A 25,757-nucleotide genomic window follows, 5' to 3' on the forward strand; every position below is an offset into this window, starting at 1 on the left:
CTGTAATAGATAGGACTTAAAAATACATGTTAGGCAATTTTTAGCTCTCAAAATTAACATCCATATTAATATATTCCAGCAGCCTTATTTAATTTACCTTGCTCTGGATAAATCATTCTCAAGTTATTGTGATCTCTTGCTACGTTAGAATGACTTTCGCCAAAAATATCAAGGTCAATAGCAAGAGCTTTATTGAAATACTCTACCGCCTTAGCTATATTACCTTGCTTAGCTTTGTACAGGACAAAAATTGAAAAAGCCCGTCTAAAAATTTATACTGTTATCTTTTACGAGGAGAAAACAGATGAAAGAAATAGACGAGCTAAGAGAAGTTTTAAGTCAAACTTTAGGTTGGAACCGAGCAAGACTTACATGCTTTTGCCAAATTGTTCTAGCTCTTTTTAGGGTTAGAAGCGTTAATCTTACTCAACTAGCCACAGCATTTCAAGGAAAAGCAAAACTAGACTCCCACTACAAAAGATTACAGCGCTTTTTCCGAGAACTAAAATTTGACATGTTGGATGCTTTTAAAATCATTTTACAAATATTTCCTATTAAAAGGAAAGTATGGCTGATTATAGATAGAACAAATTGGCAGGTAGGCAGCAAAAACATTAATATTTTAACCTTAGCGATGGCCTATGAAGGAACAGCTATTCCTTTGGCCTGGTTTGTGATGAATAAAGCTGGTAATTCCTGTACTGATGAACGCATTAAACTTTTAGAAAAAGTTATCAGGCAATTAGGCCCATCAAAGATTGCAGGTCTTATTGGCGATAGAGAATTTATAGGGAGTCAATGGTTTGATTATCTGATAAAAAGTGAGATTCCTTTTTATATGCGTATTAAGGAAGACACTTTAGTAAAAGGAGCAAGAAATGGCTATGCAGTTTCTCTTAGAGACTTGTTTCGTCATCTAAAAGAGGGTAAAAAAAAGTGTTAGGTCAACCTTTACAGATGCTTGGCCATTCCTTTTATGTGGCTGCAAGCCGTCTAAAAGATGAGCTTTTAATCGTGGTCACTAATAAAAATCCAAAAAAAGCTGTAAGCATTTACAAAACTAGATGGGAAATAGAAACCTTATTTGCATGTCTAAAAACACGAGGCTTTTGTTTGGAAGATACGCATTTAACATATCCTGACAGAATTGAGAAACTTATCTTTGCCTTAAGTATTGCTTTTTGTTGGGCGTATAAACTAGGTAATATAGCTGCAAACGTAGTCCCTATTAGCATTAAGAAGCATGGCAGAAAAGCCAAAAGTTTGTTTCGCTGTGGATTGGATAAAATAAGGAAAATCTTATTGGGAACACCTAGGTGTTTTAACCTTTTTCTTTGGTTGCTAAAACTTTTTGACCCATTGTTATCTTCAAGCATACCTAAGAGGGTTTTTTTATGAAAAAATTATTTTTTGTCCTGTACAGAGCTTGCTTAGTATAAATTTGCCCTAAGCTATTGTAACAAATTGCCATTGTGGGATGATTTTCGCCCACAAGCTTAAGGTTAATATCGAAAGCTTTCTGGCTATATTCAAGAGCTTCCCTTAGATTATCCTGTGCTTTGTAGATTTGCCCCAAATTGTTGTAAATTGCTGCAACATATCGATGATTTTCACCAAAAAGCTTCACGCTAATGGTAAGGGCTTTCTTGACATATTTAGTCGCTTTTTCCCAATTGTATTGGTTATGATAGATCGTTCCTAAGTTGTTGTAAATTGCTGCTACATGTGGATGATTTTTACCGAAAACTTTAAGGTCAATAGCGAGAGCTCGGTTTATATACTCAGCCGCCGATTCTAACATACCTTGCTCTTTGTAGATTTTCCCCACGTTATTATAAATTATTGCCACTGTAGGATGATTTTCTCCCAAAGCCTTACGGGTAACAATAAGCGCTTTTTCAAAGCACTCTACTGCCTGCTCTAAATTGTCTTGTTCTCTGTAAATTTTTCCTAGAATGATATATTGTTTTGCTATAGTGGGATTATTTTCCCCAAAAAGCTTAAGGTCAATGACAAGGGATTTTTTGACATACTCGGCAGCCATATCTAAATTGCCTTGATCTTCGTAGAGAGCTCCTAAGTTGTGGTAAATAATGGCCACATAAGGATGAGTTTCACCAAATAGCTCAAGGTTAATAGCCAGAGCTTTCTTGAGATACTCAGCCGCCTGCTTTAGATTGCTTTGTCCACGGTAGATTGTTCCCAAGTTGTTGTAATTTTCCGCTATATGGGAATGACTTTCGCCAAATAACTTAATATTGATACTTAAAGCTTTCTTGATATAATCAGCTGCCTGATTTAAATTGCCTTGTGTATAGTAAATTGCTCCCAAGTTGTTGTAATTTTCTGCTGTAATGGGGTAGTTTTCACCAAATAGCTTGAGGTTGATTGTCAGAGCTTTGTTGCTATAATCAACAGCCTGTTTTAAGTCTCCTTGTTCATCGCAAATTATTCCCAGGTTGTTGTAAAATTTTGCTATGCTCGGATGATTTTTACCAAAAAGCTTACGGTTAATAACCAGAGCTTTGCGCGTGCACTCAGCCGCCTGCCCTAGATTACCTTGCTTATGGTAGATTGTTCCCAAGTTATTGTAATTTTCCGCTATATGAGAATGGCTTTCCCCAAACAACTTAAGGTTAATAACTAGCGCTTTTTTAGCATACTCGGCTGCCTTATCTAAATTGCCTTGATCATCATAGATTGCTCCTAGGTTATTGTAGGATTTTGCTATGCTCAGATGACTTTCCCCAAAAAGCTTACGGTTAATAATGAGCGCTTTTTTAGCATACTCGATCGCCTGTTTTAAATATCCTTGTAGATCAGTCCCAAGCTATTGTAACATATTGCTACTTCGGGATGGTTTTCCCCTAAAAGCTTAAGCTTAATGGCGAGAGCTAGGTTAGTATACTTAGCCGCAAGTTTTAAATTTCCTTGTTCTCTGTAGATCGTTCCCAAGGTATTAAAAATTGTTGCTATACGGGACTGATTATTTTCAAAATGCTTAGAATTAATAGTGAGTACTCTTTTTGTATGCTCAGCCGTCTGTTCTAACATGCACTGTTTTTGATCGATGCCTCTAAGGTTATAATAAATTGCTATCAAAAAGGAATAATTTTCATCCAAAAGATCAAGGCTAATTTGGAGAGCCTTTTCAGCGTAATTAGCCGCTTTATCTAGGTTCCCGCTAGCCTCATAAATGCTGCCAAGAAAACCTAAAATATAAGGGTCGCTTGGATTTGCTTTTCTTGCTAATTTAAAACATTTTTTTGCTTCTTCTTTTTGAAAAAGCCTGAGGGCTATGCTACCTTGAGTTTCTAACGAGTTATCCTCCAAATCAGAAGAATTAAGGCTATCTTCAGTGCCTGTTAAAAACTCCTCAATAGTTTGATAGAAAGGAATAAAAGTGCGATAAATCTTTTTTATTTTTTCTAATGTTCCCAGATCTAGCGCAAATTGTTTCTTGATTAATTCAGGATTTTCAAATCCAAATGGCTTAATTAGAGGATTCATCATCTCTTGTTGTGCTTGATAATGTGAATAGGTTTTAAGGCGCATAAATAGCGCTATACTCATCCATTCACTTAACTTTACAGCAGCGTTATTTTTTATAATTCCTAGCTTGTTTAGCTCATCAATCCTAGTAAAAGTGTTAGAAGCCTCTACTTTTTTGAGAAGGGCTAGCCGGTCTAAAGCTAAATGAGGAAACCGATAAAGATCATTTTTAACTTTAAAGAGCATGCCCTGTCTACTTAAATCGCCCATTTTCGGATCAAAAGCTTTCATATCAGCTAGTAAAAGATGCAGCTTAGCTAAGTATTGCCGAAGGTTGAGCCCTTCGTGATAAGTAATGATCAGCTTTTCTTGAAGTTTTTCACCATACTGCCTAGTTAAGCCAGGATTACCTATTAAATGAACAAAGGTTAAAAGCTCCATCGGAAGATGAGGCTCTTTTTCATGCCACCAATGGCCTTCTTCATTTTTAGCAATATATTGAGCCATCTTTTCAGGAGTCTGGATAAGCTCAAATGTTTTGCTATTGCCGAAAGGGGTTTTACAGCCTTTCCCTTCTACTCCTGCCCCATCGAAGGCAAAGCCTCGTGGTGTAATACCATCGAAAAAATCTATGGCTTTTAAGCAAGGAATGTTTAAAGCAGGAAGAATGGTTTCTCCTAAATTGATGACTTTCAAGTGAATTAGATTTGTAAGATTCCTAAAATACTTCTTATTTGCGTCGTTATCTTCTTTTATAAGAATGCCAAATTCTAGATCGGAATAAGGAGTCATCTCTTCCCTAGCTAAGGAACCAAAGCCTATCATGGCATATTCACAAGGGGCAGGGCCTAAGACATTAAGCGCCTGGTTAACTAGTAAGCTAAAAAAAGCCTTTATATCCAGAGCGATCTTACCGTAAAGCTCTTTCACTTCTTGAAAAGAAGGAGTTTCTGACAGAAGTTGAATTTTTCCCTCTATTTCCTCTCTAAACTTTTTTAATGCTTGGCTATTGCCCTTAAATTCTTTTCTTATTCTATTATTATCTAAAACTTTTCCCTGACACACGTTGATAAGTAAATGTTGAGCTTTCAAAAGCTTTTCTTCAAAAAATTTCTTTCTGTCATCAGAAACAATTTGTAACGCATAATTGTAAAGCCCTGCAGCTTGAAGTAATGTTTCGGATGTACCTTTTTCCTGATAAATATCTCCTAGTTTTTCTATACAATATACTTCTTGGACTAGCTTTTCTGCGCAAACTTTTTCGCGCATAGGGTTATTCTTTTGAATAGCGAGTTTTAAACCTATCTTGAAGATGTCTTCCGCTAAAGTACTGCTTTCAATTAACTGCTTCCATTCTCTACATATGAGTTTGGCTTGGCACAAATCTTGGAACCCTAATTCCTTAAATATTTTTAAGCTATAGTTATTTGAATTTTATTTTTCTAAGGATGTATGTATAATCAATTGGCATGGTATATTCACACGATTTAAGAAAAAAAGCTTTGAATTATATAGAGAATGGCGGCTCAATGGCCACAGCTAGTGAGGTGTTTGGTGTAACAGTTCGCACGTTAACCAACTGGATTAAGCGAAAAAAACAAGGTTGTCTAGCTCCTAAAAAAAGACGACAGAGCCCCAGTAAAATAGATAGTGAAAAGCTAAAATTATATATAAAACAAAATCCTGATGCCTACCTTAGGGAAATAGCTGAGGCATTCGGAGTGACGATAACTGCAGTTTTTTATGCCTGTAAAAGACTGAAAATCACTTTAAAAAAAAGACACCTTTCTACAAGGAAAGGGATGAGAATAAGCGAGAAGAATTTAGACAAAAGCTAGAAAACATTCCGGAAGAAAATAGGATTTACATAGATGAGAGCGGGATAAATGCCTACTTACAGCGCCAGCATGCAAGAGCACCTATAGGAGAAAAGATTTATGGTGCTATAGCAGGTCGTTCATTTGCTAGAGAAAGCTTTATAGCAGCTAAATGCAAGTCTAAAATTTTAGCTCCTTTTTGTTATACAGGTACTTGTAATTCTCTTCTGTTTAACATTTGGCTAGAAAAAATATTGATACCTGAACTTAAAGCAGGACAAGTTCTGATAATGGATAATGCTACCTTCCATAAATCGCAAGCCACTGATGAACTTATTAAAAAGGCAGGGTGTGAGATTTTATTTTTACCGCCTTATTCTCCAGATCTAAACCCTATTGAAACCTTTTGGGCTAATTTTAAAAAGATTGTGGCAGCAAACTTAAGTAAGTTTTCGACTCTTGCTCAAACCATTGATTACTCTTTTTTAAGTATATGTTAATGACTAGAAATTTAAAATTTAAACCACTATAATTTCTCTATACATAGTAGTGCCTCTTGTAGAATAGCTAGCATGTTCTTCTTTTTTCTCAAATGCAGGAAATATTAAGGGGTATATATAAAGAGAATCTGAGGAAAGCTGATTCATATGGTTATCCATTTTTTAGCTAGTTATAATTTTTGACCAAAGTATGCTTGCAGCTAAATGGCAAAAATAAAATTGTTTTTTCTAAACAATACGAAAAATTTATAAAAACTCCATTAAAAATTTAATAAGAATAATCATTTATTGAAACTGTAGAAAAACAGCATGAAAGCCTCTCCCTATAGAGTTTATTTGGTATTTTGGCAGCTTTTATCCTATGATTGCAGATTCAATCAATTGTCCTTCTTGCTCATTTTTAGATCTCTTAGATGCGCGTATACTTGTCACATCCGAGTGAGGATTTAGTTAAAAATCCTATGATTTAATTTAATTTTAGGATGGCAAAAGAATGAGTAGGCTGCGATAAAAACGCCTGCAGGTAGGCATTATTTTGATAGAATATTTTTACAATCTTTTTTGAATTCAAAACCCTGTGCGTAAGAATATAGGTTAGACAATTTATAGCTCACAGAGCTAACACCGATAATCTAACTCGTGCCCCTCAGCTCAGATAATGCTTAAAACAGGCAATAAACGCTTAAAGTTATCAAAAGACGATGAAAACTTGCCTTCTATTTCACCCTCAATAGCCATCAACGATGATTTATACATCGTTATGTCTATGACTGTATTAGGGAGAGAATTTGAGGTATACCTGGAAGGGCTCTTTCTAAGCTATTAAGAGAAACACTTAGCTTTGTATGATCGTTCCATAACAGGGAAGAAAAAGAATCTTCATTATCATTGGCTCGTAATTCTACAGATTAAGCCTCCAACCACCCAGTGATTTCTTTAGAAATTACTATAAAATCTTAAAGATACTCCCCTCATACACATCATAAATTTGAATAATTTGCTAATGTAAACCATAGAAGAAAACAGGCATGGAGAGGGAGAGAGAAGGCAATATATGCTTACCTTTAACATAGGAGGAATTTATAACTTATCTTCTTAGAAATTAAGCCCAGGCATTCGTTTTTACTCTTCTAGGGATGAGAGGAGGAATAAGCCTTGTGGCTATTTCTACTTGATGTTCTGCCCCCCATTTGCGTAATTTAATACTAGGTAGGATCTCTTCAGCTTGCTTTTCCACAACTTTTAGCTCTTCCTTAGTAGATGAGGGTAGAGGCTCTGCTAAATTAACAAGAACCTCGACAGATTTATTTAGGATTTCCTCATTCTGCTCTTGCATCTTTTGCTGGAGGCGCAACAGATCGAAACGTGCCTGCTCTTTTTTGATAATCTCTCTTTCTAGAATAAGCTGTTTGGCGTAATCTCTTATCTCTTGTTGATGTTGGTCATATAGCCTATTTCTATATTCTTGGATAGCCTTCTCTGTAATGCTTCTCATGCGCCTTACAAAATCGCGAGTACTTTCTTGAATGATAAAGGCTTTCACTTTTTGAGGATCAATCTCCCTTTTAGTCGCTACATTTGCAGTTTGGGAAGAAATCTCAGCATTTTGCTTAGAGTGAGTGATAGGTAGATTTTCCTGTTCTTGCTCAACTTTGTTATCTTGTTCTTGCGCAAAGATAGTTAAATTGTTAACAGCTAAAATATAAGTGGCATACTGGGTAAATTTTTGCTTAAAAACTTCTAACTCTTCAGGACTAAGTTCAACAGCTTTTCCATCAACAAACTTGTGGAAAGTATTTTCCCGTAGAAATTTATCTATAAAGCTACGATGTTCTTTATGACTCAACTTATTTTGGCTAAGGAACTTTTCTGCTGCCTCCTTAGCACCTACATATTGATCATCTACCTTAACAAACTTATCGGCTAAATGGGAATGTAGATCGGGAAGTAGGCCTTTAAGCTCTTGTATAGCTTTTAGGTCTGCTTTTCTATTATGCTTTTCTGTAGCAGGAACACTTGCATTTGAAAGGTTTTTCTTTGAAATATTTACAAGATTACTAGCATCTAGGGTACCCATATTTTTTATTATTTCTTTACTTTCTTCTGCTTGTAATCTAACTGAAGTAGAAATCTTTAACTGAGGTACGTGAGTAATGTCTTCTGTTACCTCCACTAGCTCATTGGCATGGATGTCTTCTATTGTTTTTTCTACAATTGCTTGTTTACCAACATTTTTAGCTTCTTGATGTTCTGCCACTTCTGTCTCTTCATTTACTGTGACTTCTTCGATATGTGATTTTACTTCTTCGGCTTTTACTTTTACTTCTTCCCCATTCACTTTTACTTTTTCGACATTTACATTTACTTTTTCCTTAATGAAAGTTTCCTTTTCCTGGCTAACTGTTTTTATTTCTTCAACACCAGTTTTCTCTTTTTCCTCTACATCTACCCTGATTTCTTGTTGAAAAATTGTTTCTGATTCCATTTCCTCTATTTCATTAACCTCATTAAAATCAAAGGAGGCTTCTTCGAATTCTTCAATAGTATTAGAAGCCAATTCAAGAACCTTAGTAATTTGTACCGCTTTTGCTTCTGCTACAAAATCTCTTTTCGATTCGGAGGATTGATTAAAGCTAAGAGATAAATTCTCTTGGACCTTAATTACATCGTTATCATAAGCAATTGATTGTACGCCTTCTATAGCGTTGAGATAATTTTGCCTTTTAGTCTCTTCAGTGATAGCACTGCTCTGTAGAAGAGTATCTTTTCCCACTTTATTGCTTTCTAATTTGTTTTTATCCAACTGAGATAAGCTAGAATAGGATTGAGAGGAGAAATGATTGAAGTAAGATCCTTGATGATTGGTAAAATTCATACTACTCATACAGGTCTCCTAGGAATAATCTTTACTATTTTTATTATACTTTAGGCTTATTTTGATAAGCAACAAATAATATTATTTTTTTGAAAAACAAGGAAATTATTATACATCTATGATTACAAGAAAAGTGGAGAGGTTTTTTTAAATTCCTTTTTTAAATTTTTCTTAAAAATTCAATAAAGAATTTGTAAGAAATATGGAGAGTTACTATAGTCTTTCTTTGAATCGCTAAACTTTAAACCAAGGAAATTTTATGACTCCCATATCTACTTCTTCAGCAGAATATAAACAATTTAAAGAAGCATTCACGCAGTATGCTCAATATACTGCCGCGGTTAACAATTTAAGAATTTTTGCTGAAGAACAAGCCACTCAAAATCTCAGACAATTTGTGGAGGAAAATAAAGAAAGTTATAAAGCCCATCTACAAGAAGAAGCTAAGCAAATCGCAGAAAAAAAAGCAGAGTTAGCCGCTAAGAGAGTAGATATAGTTGCTAGAAAAGAAGAGTTAGGTGCTAGAAAAGAAGAGTTAGCTGCTAGAAAAGAAGAGTTAGCTGCTAGAGACGACGAGTTAAGTGTTAAAATAGGACAGTTAAGTGTTAGAGAAGAGCAATTAAGTGCTAACCTACAGCAGTTAGCTACAATACGAATAGAGGCTGAAGCCAAGATTGCACAAGCACAAGCTACATTAAAATTTGGATATGTAAAATTATTTTATAGTGTTTTTGGATTGCCCGCGCCTTTGCAAAGTGAAGCTGATAAAATCGATCAAATAGCAGCTACTTATTTTCCTAATGGGGAGATTGGAAATATCAATGGACAAGCAACCCTTTTTTCTATCAGCCCGATTGAGAAATATTTAAGTGAATCAAGAAGTACTATTAGCAAACTTAATCTAACTGCTATTCGCATTATTCATGATCCTAAAAACCTTGTAGAATTTTTACAAAAGCCTGATTGCCCCATCAAATTTATTGGGGTGGATGCTCGTCTAAAAGATAGTCTGGAACAGCAAATTGATGAAATTTGCCCTAAAGAAGGTCGTACATTCAAAATAGTATATGTACAGCCGCCTAAGAAATAGATTTTTTAGTTAATACCCCTTCCTAGCAAACTTAAGGAAGGGGTATATTACCTCTTTCCTCATCCTTCATATAGCAAGGCGATCAAGTTAAAGTCCTTGGTGATTAGTACAATCCAAATATTCACACGCGTCCCCTAAGATGAATACTTTAAGCCTATTTTGATAAGCAATCAATAATACACTGTAAAGCGACATTTTTTTGAAAAGTGTTAATACTCTTAAACATTAATAAGCTTGAAGGGGGCTAGAAATGTTTCTATTAAGGTTTTCTTAATATTTGGTAAAGGTTCAATAAACATGTGTAAGAAATATAGAGAGCTATTATAGTCATTCTTTGAATCGCAAAACTTTAAACCAAGGAAATTTTATGACCCCCATATCTACTTCTTCAGCAGAATATAAACAATTTAAAGAAGCATTTACGCAATATGCTCAATATACCGCAGCAGTTAACAATTTAAGGATTTTTGTTGAAGAAAACAAAGAAAGTTATAAAGCACATCTACAAGAAGAAGCTAAGCAAATCGCAGAAAAAAAAGCAGAGTTAGCCGCTGAAAGAGTAGATATAGTTGCTAGGAAAGAAGGGCTAGCTGCTAAAAAAGGAGAGTTAGCTGCTAAAAGAGTAGATATAGTTGCTAGGAAAGAAGAGTTAGCTGCTAAAAAAGGAGAGTTAGCTGCTAAAAAAGGAGAGTTAGCTGCTAGAAAAGAACAATTGAATACTAGAGAAGCAGAGTTAGGCGCTACACTAGAACAGTTAGCTAACATGCGAATAGATGCGGAGATTAAGCTTGCTCAGGCAGAAGCAAAAATAGAAAGAGGAAGAGCATTATCCAAATTGGCAGATGTAAGGGTTTTTTGCACTGCTTTAGGCTTACCCCAACCTCAAGAAAATGATTTAGAAAGAATCAATCAAATCGCTTCAACTTATTTTCCCAATGGAGAAATTGGTGATATTAATGGGCAAATAACTCTTTTTTCTATGAGTCCTATTGAAAAATTTATTGCAGAAACAGGAAGCACTACCAACAAGCTTAATTTTACTCCTATCCGTATTGTTCATGATCCTAAAAACCTGGTAGAATTTTTACAAAAGCCTGGTTGCCCTATCAAATTTTTAGGCTTTGACGCTCGTATTAAAGATACCTTGGAACAACAACTAGATGCAGTTTGCCCTAGAGAAGGCCGAACATTTAAAATAATGTATGTAGCACCCAAGAAATAATTTTTTCATTTATATTTTCTCTTAAGAAGATAAGGAGGAGGTAGGAGTATTTTTCCTTTCTCCTCCCATCTTTACCACCACGCGATCAAGTTAAAATTCTTGGAGACTAATAAAATCCAAATATTCTCATACGTCCCCTAAGATAAACACTTTAAGCCTATTTTGATAAGCAATCAATAATATACTGTAGAGTGACATTTTTTGAAAATGTTAATACTCTTAAACATTAACAAGATTGAAGTGGTTAAAAATGTTTCTATTAAGGGTTTCTCAATATTTGGTAAAGGTTCAATAAACATGTGTAAAAAATATAGAGAGTTATTATAGTCATTCTTTGAATTGCCAAACTTTAAACCAAGGAAATTTTATGACTCCCATATCTCCTTCTTCAGCAGAATATAAACAATTCAAAGAAGCATTTACGCAATATGCTCAATATACCGCGGCAGTTAACAATTTAAGAATTTTTGTTGAAGAAAATAAAGAAAGTTATAAAGCACATCTACAAGAAGAAGCTAAGCAAATCGCAGAAAAAAAAGCAGAGTTAGCCGCTAAGAGGGTAGATATAGCTGCTAGAAAAGAAGAGTTAGCAGCTAGAAAAGAAGACATAGCTGCTAGAAGAGAACAGTTGAAGGCTACAGCAGAACAATTAGATAAAGAACGTGAAGATGCGGAAATAAAGCTTGCTCAGGCAGAAGCAAAAGTAGAAAGAGGTAGAGCATTACAAGAAAAAGGAAGAGCATTATCCAAATTGGCAGATGTAAGAGTTTTTTGCACTGCTTTAGGCTTACCCCAACCTCAAGAAAATGATTTAGAAAGAATCAATCAAATCGCTTCGGATTATTTTCCTAATGGAGAAATTGGTGATATTAATGGACAAATAACTCTTTTTTCTATGAGCCCTATTGAAAAATTTATTGCAGAAACAGGAAGCACTACCAACAAGCTTAATTTTACTCCTATCCGTATTGTTCATGATCCTAAAAACCTGGTAGAATTTTTACAAAAGCCTGATTGCCGTATCAAATTTTTAGGCTTTGACGCTCGTATTAAAGATACCTTGGAACAGCAACTAGATGCAGTTTGCCCTAAAGAAGGTCGAACATTTAAAATAATGTATGTAGCACCCAAGAAATAATATTTTTTAATTAGTATTTTCTCTTAAGAAGTTAGGGAGGAGGCAGGAGTATTTTTTCTTTCTCCTCCCATCTTCACAAACACGCCATCAAGTTAAAGTTCTTGGAGATTAATAAAATTCAAATATTCATCCCCGTCCCTTGTTATAAACATTTTAAGCCTATTTTGATAAGCAATGGATAATACACTGGGTAGAGTGACATTTTTTTGAAAAGTGTTAATAATCTTAAACATTCACAAGCTTGGAAGGGGTTAAAAATGTTTCTATTAAGGTTTTCTTAATATGGGGTAAAGATTCTATAATAAATTTGTAAGAAATATAAAGAGTTATTATAGTCTTTCTTTGAATCGCTAAACTTTAAAACAAGGAAATTTTATGACCCCCATATCCACTTCTTCATCAGAATATAAACAATTTAAAGAATCATTTACCCAGTATGCTCAATATACGGCGGCAGTTAACAATTTAAAAACTTTTGTTGAAGAACAAGCTACTCAAAATCTCAGACAATTTGTTGAAGAAAACAAAGAAAGTTATAAAACACATCTCCAAGAAGAAGCTAAGCAAATTGCAGAAAAAAAAGCAGCATTGGCCGCTAGAATGGTAGATATATCTGCTAGAAAAGAACAGTTAGCTGCTAGGAAAGGAGAGTTAGCTGCTAGAAAAGAACAATTGAATACTAGAGAAGAAGAGTTAGACGCTACACTGGAGCAGTTAGCTAAAACACGAATAGAGGCTGAAGCCAAGATTGCGCAGGCACAAACTGCCTTAAAATCGGAATACGTAAAAGTATTTTATAGTGTTTTTGGATTGCCCGCGCCTTCGCAAAGTGAAACTGATAAAATCGATCAAATAGCAGCTACTTATTTTCCTAATGGTGAGATTGGAAATATTAATGGACAAGCAACCCTTTTTTCTATCAGCCCAATTGAGAAATATTTAAGTGAATCAAGAAGTACTATTAGCAAACTTAATCTTACTGCTATTCGCATTATCCATGATCCTAAAAACCTTGTAGAATTTCTACAAAAGCCTGGTTGCCCCATCAAATTTATTGGAGTCGATGCCCGCCTTAAAGATAGCCTAGAGCAGCAAATTGATGAAATTTGCCCTAAAGAAGGCCGTACATTCAAAATAGTATATGTACAGCCGCCGAAGAAATAGATTCTTTAGTTAATACCCCTTCCTAGTAAACTTAAGGAAGGGGTGTATTACCTCTTTCCTCATCCTTCATATAGCAAGGCGATCAAGTTAAAGTCCTTGGTGATCAGTACAATCCAAATATTCACACACGTCCCCTAAGATAAATACTTTAAGCCTATTTTGATAAGCAATCAATAATACACTGTAGAGTGACATTTTTTTGAAAAGTGTTAATACTCTTAAACATTAACAAGCTTGAAGGCGGTAAAAATTTTTCTATTAAGGTTTTCTTAATATTTGGTAAAGATTCAATAAACATGTGTAAGAAATATAGAGAGTTACTATAGTCTTTCTTTGAATCGCTAAACTTTAAACCAAGGAAATTTTATGACTCCCATATCTACTTCTTCAGCAGAATATAAACAATTTAAAGAAGCATTTACGCAATATGCTCAATATACCGCGGCAGTTAACAATTTAAGAATTTTTGTTGAAGAAAATAAAGAAAGTTATAAAGTGTCATCCGTCATGGTTAGTGACCCAGGGTCGGCAGTTTTAGTGACCCACCCCCTCGTCACCTTTAGTGACCCACCCTAGCTACCAAATATTTTTTCTTTATTTCTCTTAAACTGCATAAATCTTCATGGGACAATCTTTTTTTACCTTGTCTCGAAAAGGAGATTTTATGCCAAGGAAGAGAAATATGATAGAATTACAACAAGTCATTTTTCGACTAAAATTAAAGCAAAGCATTCGCTCTATTAATCGCGATACCGGTATTCATCGTACGATTATCCGTAATCTCAATAAAGTTGCAAACAACAGCGGGTGGCTATCTAACGATAGATCTATCCCTTCTGAGAATGAAATTCACCAGGCTCTCGTCGCTTTTAATTTAAAAAAATCTTCAAAATCGCATGACTTAGATCCTTTTAAACCTTTAATTAAAGACTGGTTAGCAAAAGACCATAGTTTTGTGGTCATTCATAAGCTTATTCAAGAGCACATCACGTGCAGTGAATCAACTGTACGAAGATTCATTCATCAACACTTTCCTAAACAAATTCAACCTATAATAGACCTCTTTCGAAACTGGAATAAAATGTAAATTTTAGTAAAATGGTGACTCAACATTTAAAGGAGGCACCATGAAATTTGATAAGATAGAGAAATTAGATGATGAACGCTTTCGCAGATTGACAGGGGTAAAGCGTAATACCTTTGATAAGATGGTGCAAATTTTACAGCAAGCTGATATGGCCAAGAAGAGTAAAGGCGGGCGTAAATATAAACTACGTTTAGAAGATATGCTGTTAATGACCTTGGAATATATACGAGAATATAGAACCTATTTCCATATTAGCCAAAGTTATGGAATCAGTGAAAGCTCAGCTTATAAAGCGGTGAAATGGATTGAAGATACGCTAATCAAGCATCCAGATTTTGCTTTACCGGGACGTAAAGAGCTTTTGAAAAGCGATACAGAATATGAGGTTATTTTGGTTGATGCTACAGAAACGCCTATTGAGCGCCCTAAAAAAAACAAAAGCGCTATTATTCAGGGAAAAAGAAAAAACATACCCTAAAGACCCAAGTTGTAGTCGATAAGAAGAGTAAAAAAGTAATATGTACCTCATATGGCAATGGCAAAAAGCATGATTTTAGGCTATTCAAAGAATCCCAAGTTAAAATCAATCCACAAATAAAAGTATTAACCGATTCAGGTTATCAAGGATTAAAAAAGCTGCATATTCACACCCAGATGCCCAAGAAAAAAAGTAAGAAGAAGCCTTTAACTAAAGAGGATAAAAGAACAAATCAAAGTTTATCCAGAGAAAGAGTTGCCAATGAAAACGTCATTGGCCTCCTTAAGCGATTTAAAATTATAGCAGATCGCTACAGAAATAGACGTAAAAGATTTGCCCTTCGCTTCAACTTAATTGCAGCAATCTATAACTGGGAATTAAATGAGTGAGTTTCGAAAGAGGTCTAATGATCAGACAGCATATTCCCGGTGAATGTGCGGAAGTAGATTTTGGTTATCTAGGTTTATGTTTTGACCCTGACAGTGGTAAAAATCGTCGCGCTTGGGTCTTTTCTTTAAGGCTTCGCCACTCACGCAAAGCCTATCGTGAAGTTGTTTTTGATCAGAGCACTAAAACGTTTTTAGCCTGTCATATCCATGCTTTTGAATGGCTAGGTGGAGTACCTACAAAAATTGTTATCGATAATCTAAAAGCTGGGGTAACAAAAGCTTCTTTGCATGAACCTTTACTCAACAGATCTTATCAGCAATTAGCAGAACACTATGCATTCATCATCAGCCCTTGCCTTCCTTACAAGCCTCAACATAAAGGTGGGGTAGAAAACGACATCAAATACATCAAGAGAAATTTCCTTTCCTTTTTCTTAGAAAGTCAAGCACAAAAAGGCATCGAAGTGCCTTCTAAAGGTGATTTTCAGAAAGCTCTTGACCAATGGAATTGCGAGGTTTCTGAAAAACGCAAAATTGGGGGTGTTGATCGTACCCCTCAAGATCTTTTTGAAGAAGAAAAGGAGCATTTAAAATCCCTTCCAAGTTGCCGTTGGGATGCTTTGGAATGGTATTGTACAATGGTAGGAAAAGACTGGAGAGTGCGCTTTGATAAAGTTTGGTATTCGGTTCCTTATGCTTTTATAGGCAAAGAAGTACAAGTTTGTGCTAGTCAAAGCTCTCTTAAAATTTTCCATGCAGGCCAAGAAATTGCTATGCATTTACGTTCATATAAGCTTAATGATTACGTCAGGGCAAATTTACATGCCCCTTTGCAGCAAGAAGAAGTGCTTAATGCCACCCGAGGCGGATTACTAGCTCAAGCAGAAACCATAGGCCCTTTTACCTTAAAGTTAAGTGAAGAGCTTCTTAATGATCCTTCTCACGATAAATTAAGGCCAGTTAGATTAATTTTAAAGTTTGCCTTACGCTATAGCCCTGATAGATTAGAGAAAGCCTGCCAGCGAGCTCTTATCTACGGTACTATTTCTTATACCAGCATAAAAGCGATCTTAGAAAAAGCTTTAGATCAAAAGCCCTTTGAAGAGCAATCTACCCAATTAGATAAACCGCAAAAGTATTTTAAATTCGCTAGAGACCCACAATATTTTACCCAAGGAGCTATGTATGGATGAAATGATTTTGCTTAAATCAAAACTTAACAAGCTTAAATTGCCTAAATTGTTGGAAACGCTTCAGGAACGTTTAAAACAGGCTATAAAAGAAAAATGGTCTTATTCGCAGTTTTTGGACATATTGCTTACGGATGAAATGGATCGTCGTAATCAAAGTCAGTTTGCAAAAAAGCTCGTGAAAAGCCATCTACAAGTCAATAAGACATTAGAAACTTTTGATTTTTCATTTAACACAAAGATTTATGAGCCTATCCTTAAAGAATTAGCGACATGTCATTTTGTAGAGAATAAAGAATGCGTGCTAATCATCGGCCCCCTGACTTCAACACTTTTTTGCGTAAGTATCTGATTATGAAAATCCCCAAAATTTCTATAGGCACTACATTGGAAAGAAAGTAAAGATAAGGAGCTAATTTAAGGCTTATGAAATTTAGGCTTAGAGGAAATGAGCTTGTAAGGGGTTGTGGAATATTTTAACCCCATGACTTGATAAATCTTTAAGCCATGGTTACTAGCTTTTGAGGGGATCACGTAGCGCTGTCCATTTTTATCTTTCAAAATGCTGGATTGAATTCTAATTAGCTCTTGACGAATAGCTTCAGGTGACATTTTCTCATATTGTAAGGCTACCCGATATTCAAGATGCCTTACGCAACAAAAGGCTATAAAAGATAGGGCAAGATGAGCTTTTACTCTCTCAGGCGTCCAATGAAATATAGGTCTGACTTTAAGATCATGTTTAGTGATTCGGAAAGATTCTTCTACTTGCCAAAGACCGCGGTAGTGTTCTAACAGCTCGTGGGGTGATAAGTGTTTGGCATTGGTAATTATTCCATGCAGCCCATCCCACTGAGCCTCTTCTTGTAGTTTTTTCTCATTTAAAGATATTTGTGACTGCCCTTTAAAATTTAAATATTTCTTGTAACCGTAATTTGAAATAAATGCTTGGCACTTTTTGCTTTTCTTTAGCTTCTCTATTAACTTGTTAAGAGCTTTTTCTCGATCATAAGCATCTTTTTTCGCTCTAGAGGCATTATGGGTAACAATTAGACGATGATCCTCATCTAAGTAAATAGCAGTAAGGCGTGTTTGACCATTTTCAGGATAGGTTGCATAAGCATTTAAATCTAAAATCTTCTTCTTAATCTCTGTTTTTTGATTTTTTAGGCGTGCTCCAATAATATACTCATATTTTGCTTGCTCAAGTGCTAAAAGATTAGCGCTATTTAAAATGCCACTATCGCCTACAAATATCACTTTATCTAGCTGATAGTTGGCTTTAACCTTTTCTAAAATAGGCATAAGAGTATGCCCTTCATAGGTTGATCCTGGAAAAGCCTGGTATCCAATAGGCATGCCTTGTTTAGTTACCATTAAGGAAATTAAGACTTGAGGCTGATTGAATTTAAGGTCTTTGCTATAACCATTTTGCTTAAATTCATCTTCTTGGAAAGACTCAAAATAAAGGGTATTAGCGTCAAAAAAAATCAGATCGATTTTTTGTCCAAATAATTCTTTGGCTGTATTGTAAGCACAATCCTGTATAGCTTGCTGAGCCTGTTGATTTAAACAATCCATCATCCTATAAACACCTTGCAAGTTGATTTGTATCCCAAAGTCTTGCTCTAATTGCCTAACAGAAGCTCTTTTGCTAACAGGATTAGCAATGCGGGCCATGACAATGTGTTTTAATATTTCTGCACTTGAAGTGTTTTTAAGAATATTTCCAAAACCTAGCTCTTCATAGATTTTTCCATAAATCTCATGAATGCCCACGATAGCACGCTGTTCTTCTTCTAGGTTTTTAAGGTTAACGTTTAGCTCCTCATCGTTTAGCTTTGACATGTTTTTTGATTTAATCGCTTGCTGAGCCATTTCTTCAGGACCAAAAAGAGTGGGATCGTGTTGGTGTTCTATCTTGCTCTTGATATGTTCCGCTAGCTCAACCATTTTTTTAAGTTCTTGCTCGTCCATAGCAATCCCGACATAGCGGACGATTCTTTGTTTAACTTTTTCTCCATCGCGCACCGATTCAACAATCTGCACAGATTTTCTGGGGCTATTAGGTGTGGTTTTTACTCTGACAAACATAAAAATAAGCTATAAGTTTTCTTGCAATATAAAAGATTTCTAAAAATAAAGCAAGATAAATGTTTTACTAGGCACTACAAACTAGAAAACAGAAAAATCAGGAGTGTTCTCCTAGGAAAATTTGAAAAGCTTTATCACTTTTTGAGGTTAAAATGTTGAAGTCAGGAAAAATGGTCTTATTCGCAGTTTTTGGACATATTGCTTACGGATGAAATGGATCGTCGTAATCAAAGTCAGTTTGCAAAAAAGCTCGTGAAAAGCCATCTACAAGTCAATAAGACATTAGAAACTTTTGATTTTTCATTTAACACAAAGATTTATGAGCCTATCCTTAAAGAATTAGCGACATGTCATTTTGTAGAGAATAAAGAATGCGTGCTAATCATCGGCCCCAGTGGAGTAGGAAAGAGCCATCTTGCCCAATCGATAGGCCATGAAGCTATTAGAAAAGGCTATGAGGTGCTTTTCTATAGAACATACCAGCTTTTTTATTGGATATCTATCGGCCATGGAGATGGGAGCTATAGAAAAAGACTACAGCAGGTCATTAAAGTGCCTTTATTAATTTTAGATGATTTTGGGTTACAATCGCTTAGTGAAGCCAGTCAAATGGATCTTTATGAAGTGATTTGTGAAAGATATGAGAAGGCTGCCACGATTATTACCAGCAATAGAGAATTTGGAGAGTGGCAGGAAATATTCGCCAATCCATTAATAGGTAGTGCAGCACTAGATCGTTTGATTCACAGAGCCACAAAGCTTGTGATTGAAGGAAAAAGTTATCGTATGGAACAATTCCATAAAAGATCAAAACAAAATAAAGAAACCGAGAAGTAAAGAAAAAATCCAAGCTAGGGTGGGTCACTAAAGGTGACGAGGGGGTGGGTCACTAAAACTGCCGACCCTGGGTCACCAACCATGACGGATGACATAAAGCACATCTACAAGAAGAAGCTAAGCAAATCGCAGAAAAAAAAGCAGAGTTAACCGCTAAAAGGGTAGATATAGCTGCTAGAAAAGAAGAGTTAGCTGCTAGAAGAGAACAGTTGAAGGCTACATCAGAACAATTAGATAAAGAACGTGAGGATGCGGAGATAAAGCTTGCTCAAGCAGAAGCAAAAATAGAAAGAGGAAGAGCTTTACAAGAGAAAGGAAGAGCATTATCCAAATTGGCAGATGTAAGGGTCTTTTGCACGGCTTTAGGCTTACCACAACCTCAAGAAAATGATTTAGAAAGAATTAATCAAATCGCTTCAACTTATTTTCCCCATGGAGAAATTGGTGATATTAATGGGCAAATAACTCTTTTTTCTATGAGTCCTATTGAAAAATTTATTGCAGAAACAGGAAGCACTACCAACAAGCTTAATTTTACTCCTATCCGTATTGTTCATGATCCTAAAAACCTGGTAGAATTTTTACAAAAGCCTGGTTGCCGTATCAAATTTTTAGGCTTTGACGCTCGTATTAAAGATACCTTGGAACAGCAATTAGATGCAGTTTGCCCTAAAGAAGGTCGAACATTTAAAATAATGTATGTAGCACCCAAGAAATAATATTTTTTAATTAGTATCTTCTCTTAAGAACCTAAGGAGGAGTCCGGATTATTTTTCCTTTCTCCTCCCTTCTTCACCAACACGCCATCAAGCTAAAGTTCTTAGAGATTAATAAAATTCAAATATTTATCTACGTCTCCTGTGATAAACACTTTAAGCCTATTTTGATAAGCAATCAATAATACACTTTTGGACAGCTTCTTATGCAATTATATGCTTAATAAAAACCTCTTTTTAAGGAGATAAGGAGCTGTCAAAAACATCTCATTCTAGTCTTACCCAATACAATTAGGATCAAGTTTTTAATTAATCGGGTCGCCCAAGGGAACTTCCCCCTTAGGCTCCCACAGACACGTACGTGAAACTCTCGCTTCATACGGCTCCTATTGTTCTTCAAGCTTTCCAGCCTTTTCCCCACCCCCATAAGTTCCTCGTATTTCTACTTGACTTATTGAGGTGGATTGAACAATTCAACCCCTTCGCTCCCCCTTCATTACAAAGGCTTCCTCACTACTACGAGTTGATCTGCCCCTCATACATGCTTCGATATTTCCCACTTTGTGTTCTTCACTTATATAGTTTTCTCTTAACATCATCTATGAGGTTCCCACGTTCCATACAAAAGCCTAGACTAAGTTCACGCTATCTTTATGCCGGACGCCATTTAGGCAGTAAACAGGTTGCCCCTAAATTTATCCTGGAAGAGCTTTTAACCCCCAGTTTTGACATCATCTTTACGCTTTCGACACTTGGACCGATAGTTCACTTTCGTTCGTCTCCTTAGCCCTCACCTGATATGTTTATCACACCTTTTCCTTAACGCTCACTACCTTGGCTTTTGACCAAAGCAGCTTAAGGTGGTTTGAAATCTCTTCCTGCAAAGCGACTTCGAGGAGCCATTTTCCTCATCTTTCGTATAGTTACGCACATCTATAATGTGCTCGTGGCACACAAAAGCTTTGCTTTCAAATACCTAATTCGGACATAAGCACTTCTACACCATAAGGAAATAAATTTACTTACAGTTTTCAAAGGATAGAAGATAAACCTCTTAAAAAAGACTTTCAAGCGAGAATTTTTTTTGATGTTTTTTAAGCTATGAGAATCTTTAGGCTGTGCTTGAACGCCTATTTTTTTTCTAGTTATTTGATTGAAATTACTAATCTTTTTTTCTTGTGACCTACTACTACTTTCAAGGTGCAGGCATTTCTCGTAAGAAATATTATTTTCTTCCCCCTGCTTCGTATGATACAAAACTATTTGACAGCCCCATTCTTCTATACTTGGCTCTCCCTTAAGGTTATGTTTTACCTCATCCGTATGGAAAATTGTGAAGCCTGCATAGCCCCATTCACTAATTTTTTTATTAATTAAGATTCTTAATTCATTCAGTTGTTGATAAATTTTTTCTTCGTTAGAGGTTTTAAACCTACTAGGAAGCATTGACGGAAATAGAGAAGATGAAGAGGATTGATTTCTAAAACCAATTAATGTAGCCATTTTGTTGATAGGAATACCGTAATACTCCCCTGTCTTCATACAAATACTTATGGATGCATAGCCATGGAGTTCTTTAAAACGTTCAAAATATCCAATTAAGCCAAATAATGGCACCTGAGGCTCATTGTATTCAATATCGCCAGATAAATAAGTTTTATTAGAAGGAATTGTACTAATTTTATGGAGTTTATCTATGTCTCTTTGTAATAGAACACTAGCGCCTAGAGGCATCTTGATACAAAGCTCATCAAACTCAGCTTCCATCTCCTGGAGAGATCTTTGTTTAGTGAGATCAGGATGGTTAGCTACTACATGTCTAACGTGAAGTAAAGCATTTTCTGCTTTTTTTACTAGTTCGCTATATTCAATGGCTGTAATATCATCCCTTACCTTTATAGCGATCTGATGATAATGATTAAAAAGAGCAAAATTTTCTTCAAAGACCTTCATTGCTGTAGCATGAGTTGGCTGGACTAAAGCTCTATTGTCTGCTTGTACGGCAGAAATGGATAGAGAGTTATCTTTAGGAGAAAGCTGATCAAGATTATTCTTAAGGCATCTATTATCCGGGTTTACATTCATCTTAATTCTCCTAGTAAGCCTTTTTTAAAATACCATTTATAAAAATAAATATATATGTTATATATTTTCATACTAGCGCAAAATAATTTAATTGTCGTTTAGCTTTAAATGAGGTCTAATAATATGGTTTATAATTATATAATATCAAAAATTTAAATTAAAAACAAAAATATTTCTCAGTTAATAGCAAGTGCACTGAATAAAGATTTTAACATTATTTGCTGGATCATCTTAAGTTGTGCTTATCTAAAAACAAGAAGGCATCTGAGTGCTACAGTAGCAATTAAACACACCTTCTTCCTTGCCTTTGATAAATCTGTCCTAGACAGCACTTGACCTGATAACCAGTAGGTAACTGGTAGATACTATTTCTGTTAATTGTAACTTATCTAATATCTTTTCTTACGCCAGAGGTTTTGCATCTAAGAATGTTTGTAAAGGCGTCTTGCCAAGACAATACTTTCCTGTATGTGTTCTCTCATTATTATACTCATTCATCCATTTATCTACATCCTCTTGTAGTTCTTCAACATTTTTAAACACTTTCTTCCTAAAAGCTATGGCATAAAATTCTTTTTTGGATGGCCTGATAGAATTTTTCGCAGATTCCATTGGTTTAAAGGATGTCTGGCGTTAGTGCGAGAATGGCTAATATTTTCGATAGCCAAATAAAGCTCATACTCATGATTCTCTCTTGCTCCACAGTACTCTGTACATGATCGGTCAATATTCTTAAAACGCGAACATCTTGCTTTTTAAACCAAGGAATGACTTGGTCATTTAAGCATATCTGCGCTACCAATGCATTTTTCCTATCGTATAGCTTGACGAAAGCTACCTTAAAATAGGAGTCCAATCACGGTATGTTGATAAATGCGTCTAAACACCATAATAGTGCCTACGTAATAATTATTTTGAAATAATAAATAGCCTAAATGCTCAGCTACAATTTCGCCATGCGCTTCGTTTTCTTCCCTAGCTTTTTCAAGAGCTTTTAGTTGGTCCTCTGTTAATATTATTTATTCTTAAAGCCATCTTAAGCTTCCAATGCATTGAGACGCTTTTGAAAGGTCTTAAAGATTATATCTTTAGCAAAACAGAACGCACATCTCCCGTCGAAATAAAAACTTCTTGTTTCTTCAAGCTTGTTACATACTTTTAATTGTCCATAAGCAGGCTTTTGAAGAGAAAAATTCACAACAAATTTTTCAATAGACTCGTCCACTCTGTTTTTTTATATAGGGTTGCTTGCGGGTCATATCTTGAAGAGCTGCCTCTCCACCTTTTTCATAAAATTCTTTAAATCTATAAAAGCTATTCTAAAATATTCCATCATTTTACATGCATAGAATATATTTCCTAATGTTTCTGCTAGCTTTGAAACCCCGAGTGTATTTTTTATAACTTTTTGATGAGTTGCTAAATTTGGCATTTTTTGCACTCTTTGCTGCTCTTGGAGCCGCTCACTTCAACTTCCGTCCTATTACTTTAAATGGCGACAGGGCTTCAAGCTTCTCAGCTTTTAACACTTCTTTCCTTTATCTTTATCACAAATGTCAGATTACGTCCTAATCTATTACACTTTAAGGATAGTTTTTGACCATCTGTTTCTTCTATTGCTCTTTCCAATTAGTGGTTTGGCGTGGCTTTTAAACAATATTTTGTGCCATTCAACTTTAAATTATCTACAAGAATCATCTACCTAGCAAAAAATGGAAATTAATAAGTGAATATCTTTTTCAATCATTTTAACCTTACAACTTTGTTTTTTTTGTAGGTAAAAAATGCTTTTAAGCCATCTGGAGGCCTTTTCTCAGCTATTTCCTTATCCGATAACTCGCATCGATTAATTTATAGATCTTTTTTCCTAGCAAGATTGTGTCTTAGAAAAAAATCAATCGCAGCTTTTTCTCATTGCCCAATAATGCTTTTAACTTTATAGAAAATGATTGACAGGTTGCGGAAAAAATCTTATATAGCTAATGTTTTGGATTGTAATAAAAATTTTAACTATTAGATCAAAACAAGGTAAAAGGCACCTAAGATTAAGACTATTGTGTCTTAGAAAAAAATCAATCGCAGCTTTTTCTCATTGCCCAATAATGCTTTTAGCTTTATGGAAAATGATTGACAGGTTGTGAAAAAAATCTTATATAGCTAATGTTTTGGATTGTAATAAAAATTTTAACTGTTAGATCAAAACAAGGTAAAAAGCGCCTAAGATTAAGACTGGAGATAGTTTTTACTTCTTACCTCAATAAGCGACAGCAAAGTAAGCATTTAGTCTAATATATAAAAATAGGCTTGCAAAGCCAAAACCTTATGTAGCTACCATGAATTTCAAAGAGGTAAATACTTAAAAATATATAAAGCATAAACAAACAGAAGCTTATTACTGGATCAGGAAAGGTACATGAATTTCTTAGCAGTGTTGTTTTTCGAACTATTTCGCATCACCTAAGCTTGCTTTTCCTTCCAGGGGCTTCTTAATAATAATTACCCAAATTCTTTAAATGCAAATTAGCAAATAAAGTTAAAGCAGCATAAATACCTTTTTATGGAAAGAGGATTAAGAAAGAGAAAAACTATCATTCCACGAACAAATGGGCATAAAGCTTAAAGAGCTGTAAGAGCAACATTTTTTACAGTTATTAAAGAGGGATAATGTTGTAGAGCTGTAGGAATGTTCCTGAAATTGAAAAAGGTTATGAAAAAGTTATAGAAAATATGCAAGATTTGTTGGAATTATTCCTTTCGGTAGTGGTATTAAATAAAAAAGAATAAGGCATAACAAAAGAACTGTAAAATTTATTTGTCTAAGGTCTGGGATGCTAATATTTTATATTTCAAATAATGATTTATTTATACGCGGCACAAAGAAAACTAAAGTAATCCGAAAAGTGTTACAAGGCAGGAAAACATATGAGTTTTTAAGTAAATATAGTTGGTTATTTATCAAAAAAAATAAATATTAGTTCACTATTCAGACGATTAAAAAGGAAAAATATGACTGCAAGTGGTTTAAATGGGGGAACCCTAGAGGGTTTATCTGATTATAGAGTCAATGACTTAATAAGAGAACAAATTCCAGATAACACTTTTACAAGTGTAACTGTCAAAACAGTAACGCATAAATTTTTTGGATCTGAAACAGAGGTGATCTCTAGAAAGATAACCTTGGAAAGATCAAACCTATCAGTAGGCTGGGAAGTAGCAAGAGCCTTTTTTCTTCAACTTTTTAATGAAGCAGGAGCTAGATCACGTTACCGTGATAACCCGCGTGCTATAAACGGAAACTTAGTAGCATCGTTTTTAGCACTTGATCCTACTTTGGATGATGACGACCAGGCGCGTGCAGAGGAAGAATTAAAAGTTGTTTATGCTAGATGTATGACCATCACGCTTTATATTTCGAATGATTGTAACTCTGTAGATAGTGACTCTTTGAAAGAGCATAAAGCACTAATAGGTGCTCGTAATATAGCTAAATGTATCTTATCTTAATAGTAAGATATTTAGATAAAAGCGTATTCAGTAAAAACATAATCTTTTATAAGAAAAAATAAAACAAATTAAAGACAAT

At 35.0% G+C, this 25,757-nt stretch carries 21 protein-coding genes and 3 pseudogenes; 16 read left to right on the forward strand and 8 right to left on the reverse strand.

Features of this window, described 5'->3' with window-relative positions:
- Nucleotides 1-65 precede the first annotated feature (65 nt).
- The gene (locus TY21_RS11850) at nucleotides 66-272 is read right to left on the reverse strand and encodes a tetratricopeptide repeat protein (protein ID WP_368668648.1); all 207 of its coding nucleotides are present in this window, start codon (nucleotides 270-272) and stop codon (nucleotides 66-68) included.
- 32 nt (nucleotides 273-304) lie between these two features.
- On the opposite strand from TY21_RS11850, the gene TY21_RS04855 reads away from it, so the two are divergent.
- Both TY21_RS04855 and TY21_RS04860 read left to right on the forward strand, forming a co-directional pair.
- On the forward strand, nucleotides 305-943 hold the full coding sequence (locus tag TY21_RS04855) for a hypothetical protein (protein WP_130589545.1): 639 nt from the start codon (nucleotides 305-307) through the stop codon (nucleotides 941-943).
- Complete coding sequence (locus TY21_RS04860; protein WP_052354650.1) at nucleotides 937-1,398, forward strand: transposase; 462 nt, start codon at nucleotides 937-939, stop codon at nucleotides 1,396-1,398. Before TY21_RS04855 ends, TY21_RS04860 begins: the two co-directional genes overlap by 7 nt.
- Here TY21_RS04860 and TY21_RS04865 read toward each other — a convergent pair.
- Nucleotides 1,379-2,794 carry a tetratricopeptide repeat protein gene (locus TY21_RS04865; RefSeq protein WP_368668649.1) on the reverse strand — a complete coding sequence of 472 codons (1,416 nt, stop codon included), beginning with the start codon at nucleotides 2,792-2,794 and terminating at the stop codon, nucleotides 1,379-1,381. The genes TY21_RS04860 and TY21_RS04865 overlap by 20 nt on opposite strands.
- Nucleotides 2,795-2,802: 8 nt before the next feature.
- Complete coding sequence (locus tag TY21_RS04870; protein WP_368668650.1) at nucleotides 2,803-4,902, reverse strand: tetratricopeptide repeat protein; 2,100 nt, start codon at nucleotides 4,900-4,902, stop codon at nucleotides 2,803-2,805.
- A gap of 59 nt (nucleotides 4,903-4,961) precedes the next feature.
- Between TY21_RS04870 and TY21_RS04875 the strand changes: the two genes are divergently transcribed.
- Nucleotides 4,962-5,330, forward strand: coding sequence for an IS630 transposase-related protein (locus tag TY21_RS04875; protein ID WP_130589547.1), 369 nt, complete (start codon nucleotides 4,962-4,964; stop codon nucleotides 5,328-5,330).
- Nucleotides 5,321-5,809 (forward strand): annotated as a pseudogene (locus tag TY21_RS11000) (IS630 family transposase); the annotation flags it as partial. The gene TY21_RS04875 and the pseudogene TY21_RS11000, both read left to right, overlap by 10 nt.
- Before the next feature lie 18 nt (nucleotides 5,810-5,827).
- Here TY21_RS11000 and TY21_RS11655 read toward each other — a convergent pair.
- Both TY21_RS11655 and TY21_RS04885 read right to left on the reverse strand, forming a co-directional pair.
- Nucleotides 5,828-5,956: a hypothetical protein gene (locus TY21_RS11655; RefSeq protein ID WP_255501524.1), complete on the reverse strand. Its 129-nt coding sequence runs from the start codon at nucleotides 5,954-5,956 to the stop codon at nucleotides 5,828-5,830.
- A gap of 955 nt (nucleotides 5,957-6,911) precedes the next feature.
- Nucleotides 6,912-8,693 (reverse strand): hypothetical protein, encoded by a 1,782-nt coding sequence (locus TY21_RS04885; protein WP_130589548.1) that lies wholly within the window; start codon nucleotides 8,691-8,693, stop codon nucleotides 6,912-6,914.
- Nucleotides 8,694-8,943: 250 nt separating this feature from the next.
- Between TY21_RS04885 and TY21_RS04890 the strand changes: the two genes are divergently transcribed.
- From TY21_RS04890 to TY21_RS04930, 9 genes are all read left to right on the forward strand, one after another.
- Entirely contained in the window at nucleotides 8,944-9,774 is an 831-nt protein-coding gene (locus TY21_RS04890) for a hypothetical protein (protein ID WP_130589549.1), read from the forward strand.
- A gap of 367 nt (nucleotides 9,775-10,141) precedes the next feature.
- Nucleotides 10,142-10,996, forward strand: coding sequence for a hypothetical protein (locus TY21_RS04895; RefSeq protein WP_130589550.1), 855 nt, complete (start codon nucleotides 10,142-10,144; stop codon nucleotides 10,994-10,996).
- Between the two features lie 367 nt (nucleotides 10,997-11,363).
- Nucleotides 11,364-12,134 carry a DUF4200 domain-containing protein gene (locus TY21_RS04900; protein WP_130589551.1) on the forward strand — a complete coding sequence of 257 codons (771 nt, stop codon included), beginning with the start codon at nucleotides 11,364-11,366 and terminating at the stop codon, nucleotides 12,132-12,134.
- A 375-nt stretch (nucleotides 12,135-12,509) separates the two neighbouring features.
- Nucleotides 12,510-13,298: a hypothetical protein gene (locus tag TY21_RS04905; protein WP_042241447.1), complete on the forward strand. Its 789-nt coding sequence runs from the start codon at nucleotides 12,510-12,512 to the stop codon at nucleotides 13,296-13,298.
- Between the two features lie 366 nt (nucleotides 13,299-13,664).
- Nucleotides 13,665-13,874 carry a hypothetical protein gene (locus tag TY21_RS04910; RefSeq protein ID WP_042241444.1) on the forward strand — a complete coding sequence of 70 codons (210 nt, stop codon included), beginning with the start codon at nucleotides 13,665-13,667 and terminating at the stop codon, nucleotides 13,872-13,874.
- 106 nt (nucleotides 13,875-13,980) lie between these two features.
- Entirely contained in the window at nucleotides 13,981-14,385 is a 405-nt protein-coding gene (locus TY21_RS04915) for a hypothetical protein (RefSeq protein ID WP_130589552.1), read from the forward strand.
- 40 nt (nucleotides 14,386-14,425) lie between these two features.
- A protein-coding gene (locus TY21_RS04920; protein WP_232044408.1) for an IS5 family transposase occupies nucleotides 14,426-15,252 on the forward strand; the annotation gives its coding sequence in 2 pieces (ribosomal slippage) (nucleotides 14,426-14,813 and nucleotides 14,813-15,252; 828 coding nt in all).
- Between the two features lie 17 nt (nucleotides 15,253-15,269).
- On the forward strand, nucleotides 15,270-16,445 hold the full coding sequence (istA, locus tag TY21_RS04925) for an IS21 family transposase (RefSeq protein WP_130589553.1): 1,176 nt from the start codon (nucleotides 15,270-15,272) through the stop codon (nucleotides 16,443-16,445).
- A complete protein-coding gene (locus TY21_RS04930; RefSeq protein ID WP_130589554.1) occupies nucleotides 16,438-16,794 on the forward strand; it encodes an ATP-binding protein in 357 nt (118 codons plus the stop codon). The genes istA and TY21_RS04930 overlap by 8 nt, the downstream gene beginning before the upstream one ends.
- A gap of 65 nt (nucleotides 16,795-16,859) precedes the next feature.
- On the opposite strand, the gene TY21_RS04935 is transcribed toward TY21_RS04930, so the two are convergent.
- Nucleotides 16,860-18,536, reverse strand: a complete 1,677-nt coding sequence (locus tag TY21_RS04935; protein ID WP_130589555.1) for an IS1634 family transposase — start codon at nucleotides 18,534-18,536, stop codon at nucleotides 16,860-16,862.
- 174 nt (nucleotides 18,537-18,710) lie between these two features.
- Here TY21_RS04935 and istB point away from each other — a divergent pair.
- Both istB and TY21_RS04945 read left to right on the forward strand, forming a co-directional pair.
- A pseudogene (gene istB, locus TY21_RS04940) lies at nucleotides 18,711-19,373 on the forward strand (IS21-like element helper ATPase IstB); the annotation flags it as partial.
- A gap of 209 nt (nucleotides 19,374-19,582) precedes the next feature.
- Nucleotides 19,583-20,092: a helix-turn-helix domain-containing protein gene (locus tag TY21_RS04945; RefSeq protein WP_130589557.1), complete on the forward strand. Its 510-nt coding sequence runs from the start codon at nucleotides 19,583-19,585 to the stop codon at nucleotides 20,090-20,092.
- A 930-nt stretch (nucleotides 20,093-21,022) separates the two neighbouring features.
- Here the strand turns inward: TY21_RS04945 and TY21_RS04950 are convergent.
- Entirely contained in the window at nucleotides 21,023-22,174 is a 1,152-nt protein-coding gene (locus tag TY21_RS04950) for a hypothetical protein (protein ID WP_042239855.1), read from the reverse strand.
- A 405-nt stretch (nucleotides 22,175-22,579) separates the two neighbouring features.
- A pseudogene (locus TY21_RS11450) lies at nucleotides 22,580-23,606 on the reverse strand (integrase core domain-containing protein); the annotation flags it as partial.
- A 1,574-nt stretch (nucleotides 23,607-25,180) separates the two neighbouring features.
- Here TY21_RS11450 and TY21_RS04960 point away from each other — a divergent pair.
- Nucleotides 25,181-25,678, forward strand: a complete 498-nt coding sequence (locus tag TY21_RS04960; RefSeq protein WP_042239851.1) for a hypothetical protein — start codon at nucleotides 25,181-25,183, stop codon at nucleotides 25,676-25,678.
- Nucleotides 25,679-25,757: the final 79 nt, after the last annotated feature.

Source organism: Neochlamydia sp. S13 (assembly GCF_000648235.2).
GTDB lineage: Bacteria > Chlamydiota > Chlamydiia > Chlamydiales > Parachlamydiaceae > Neochlamydia.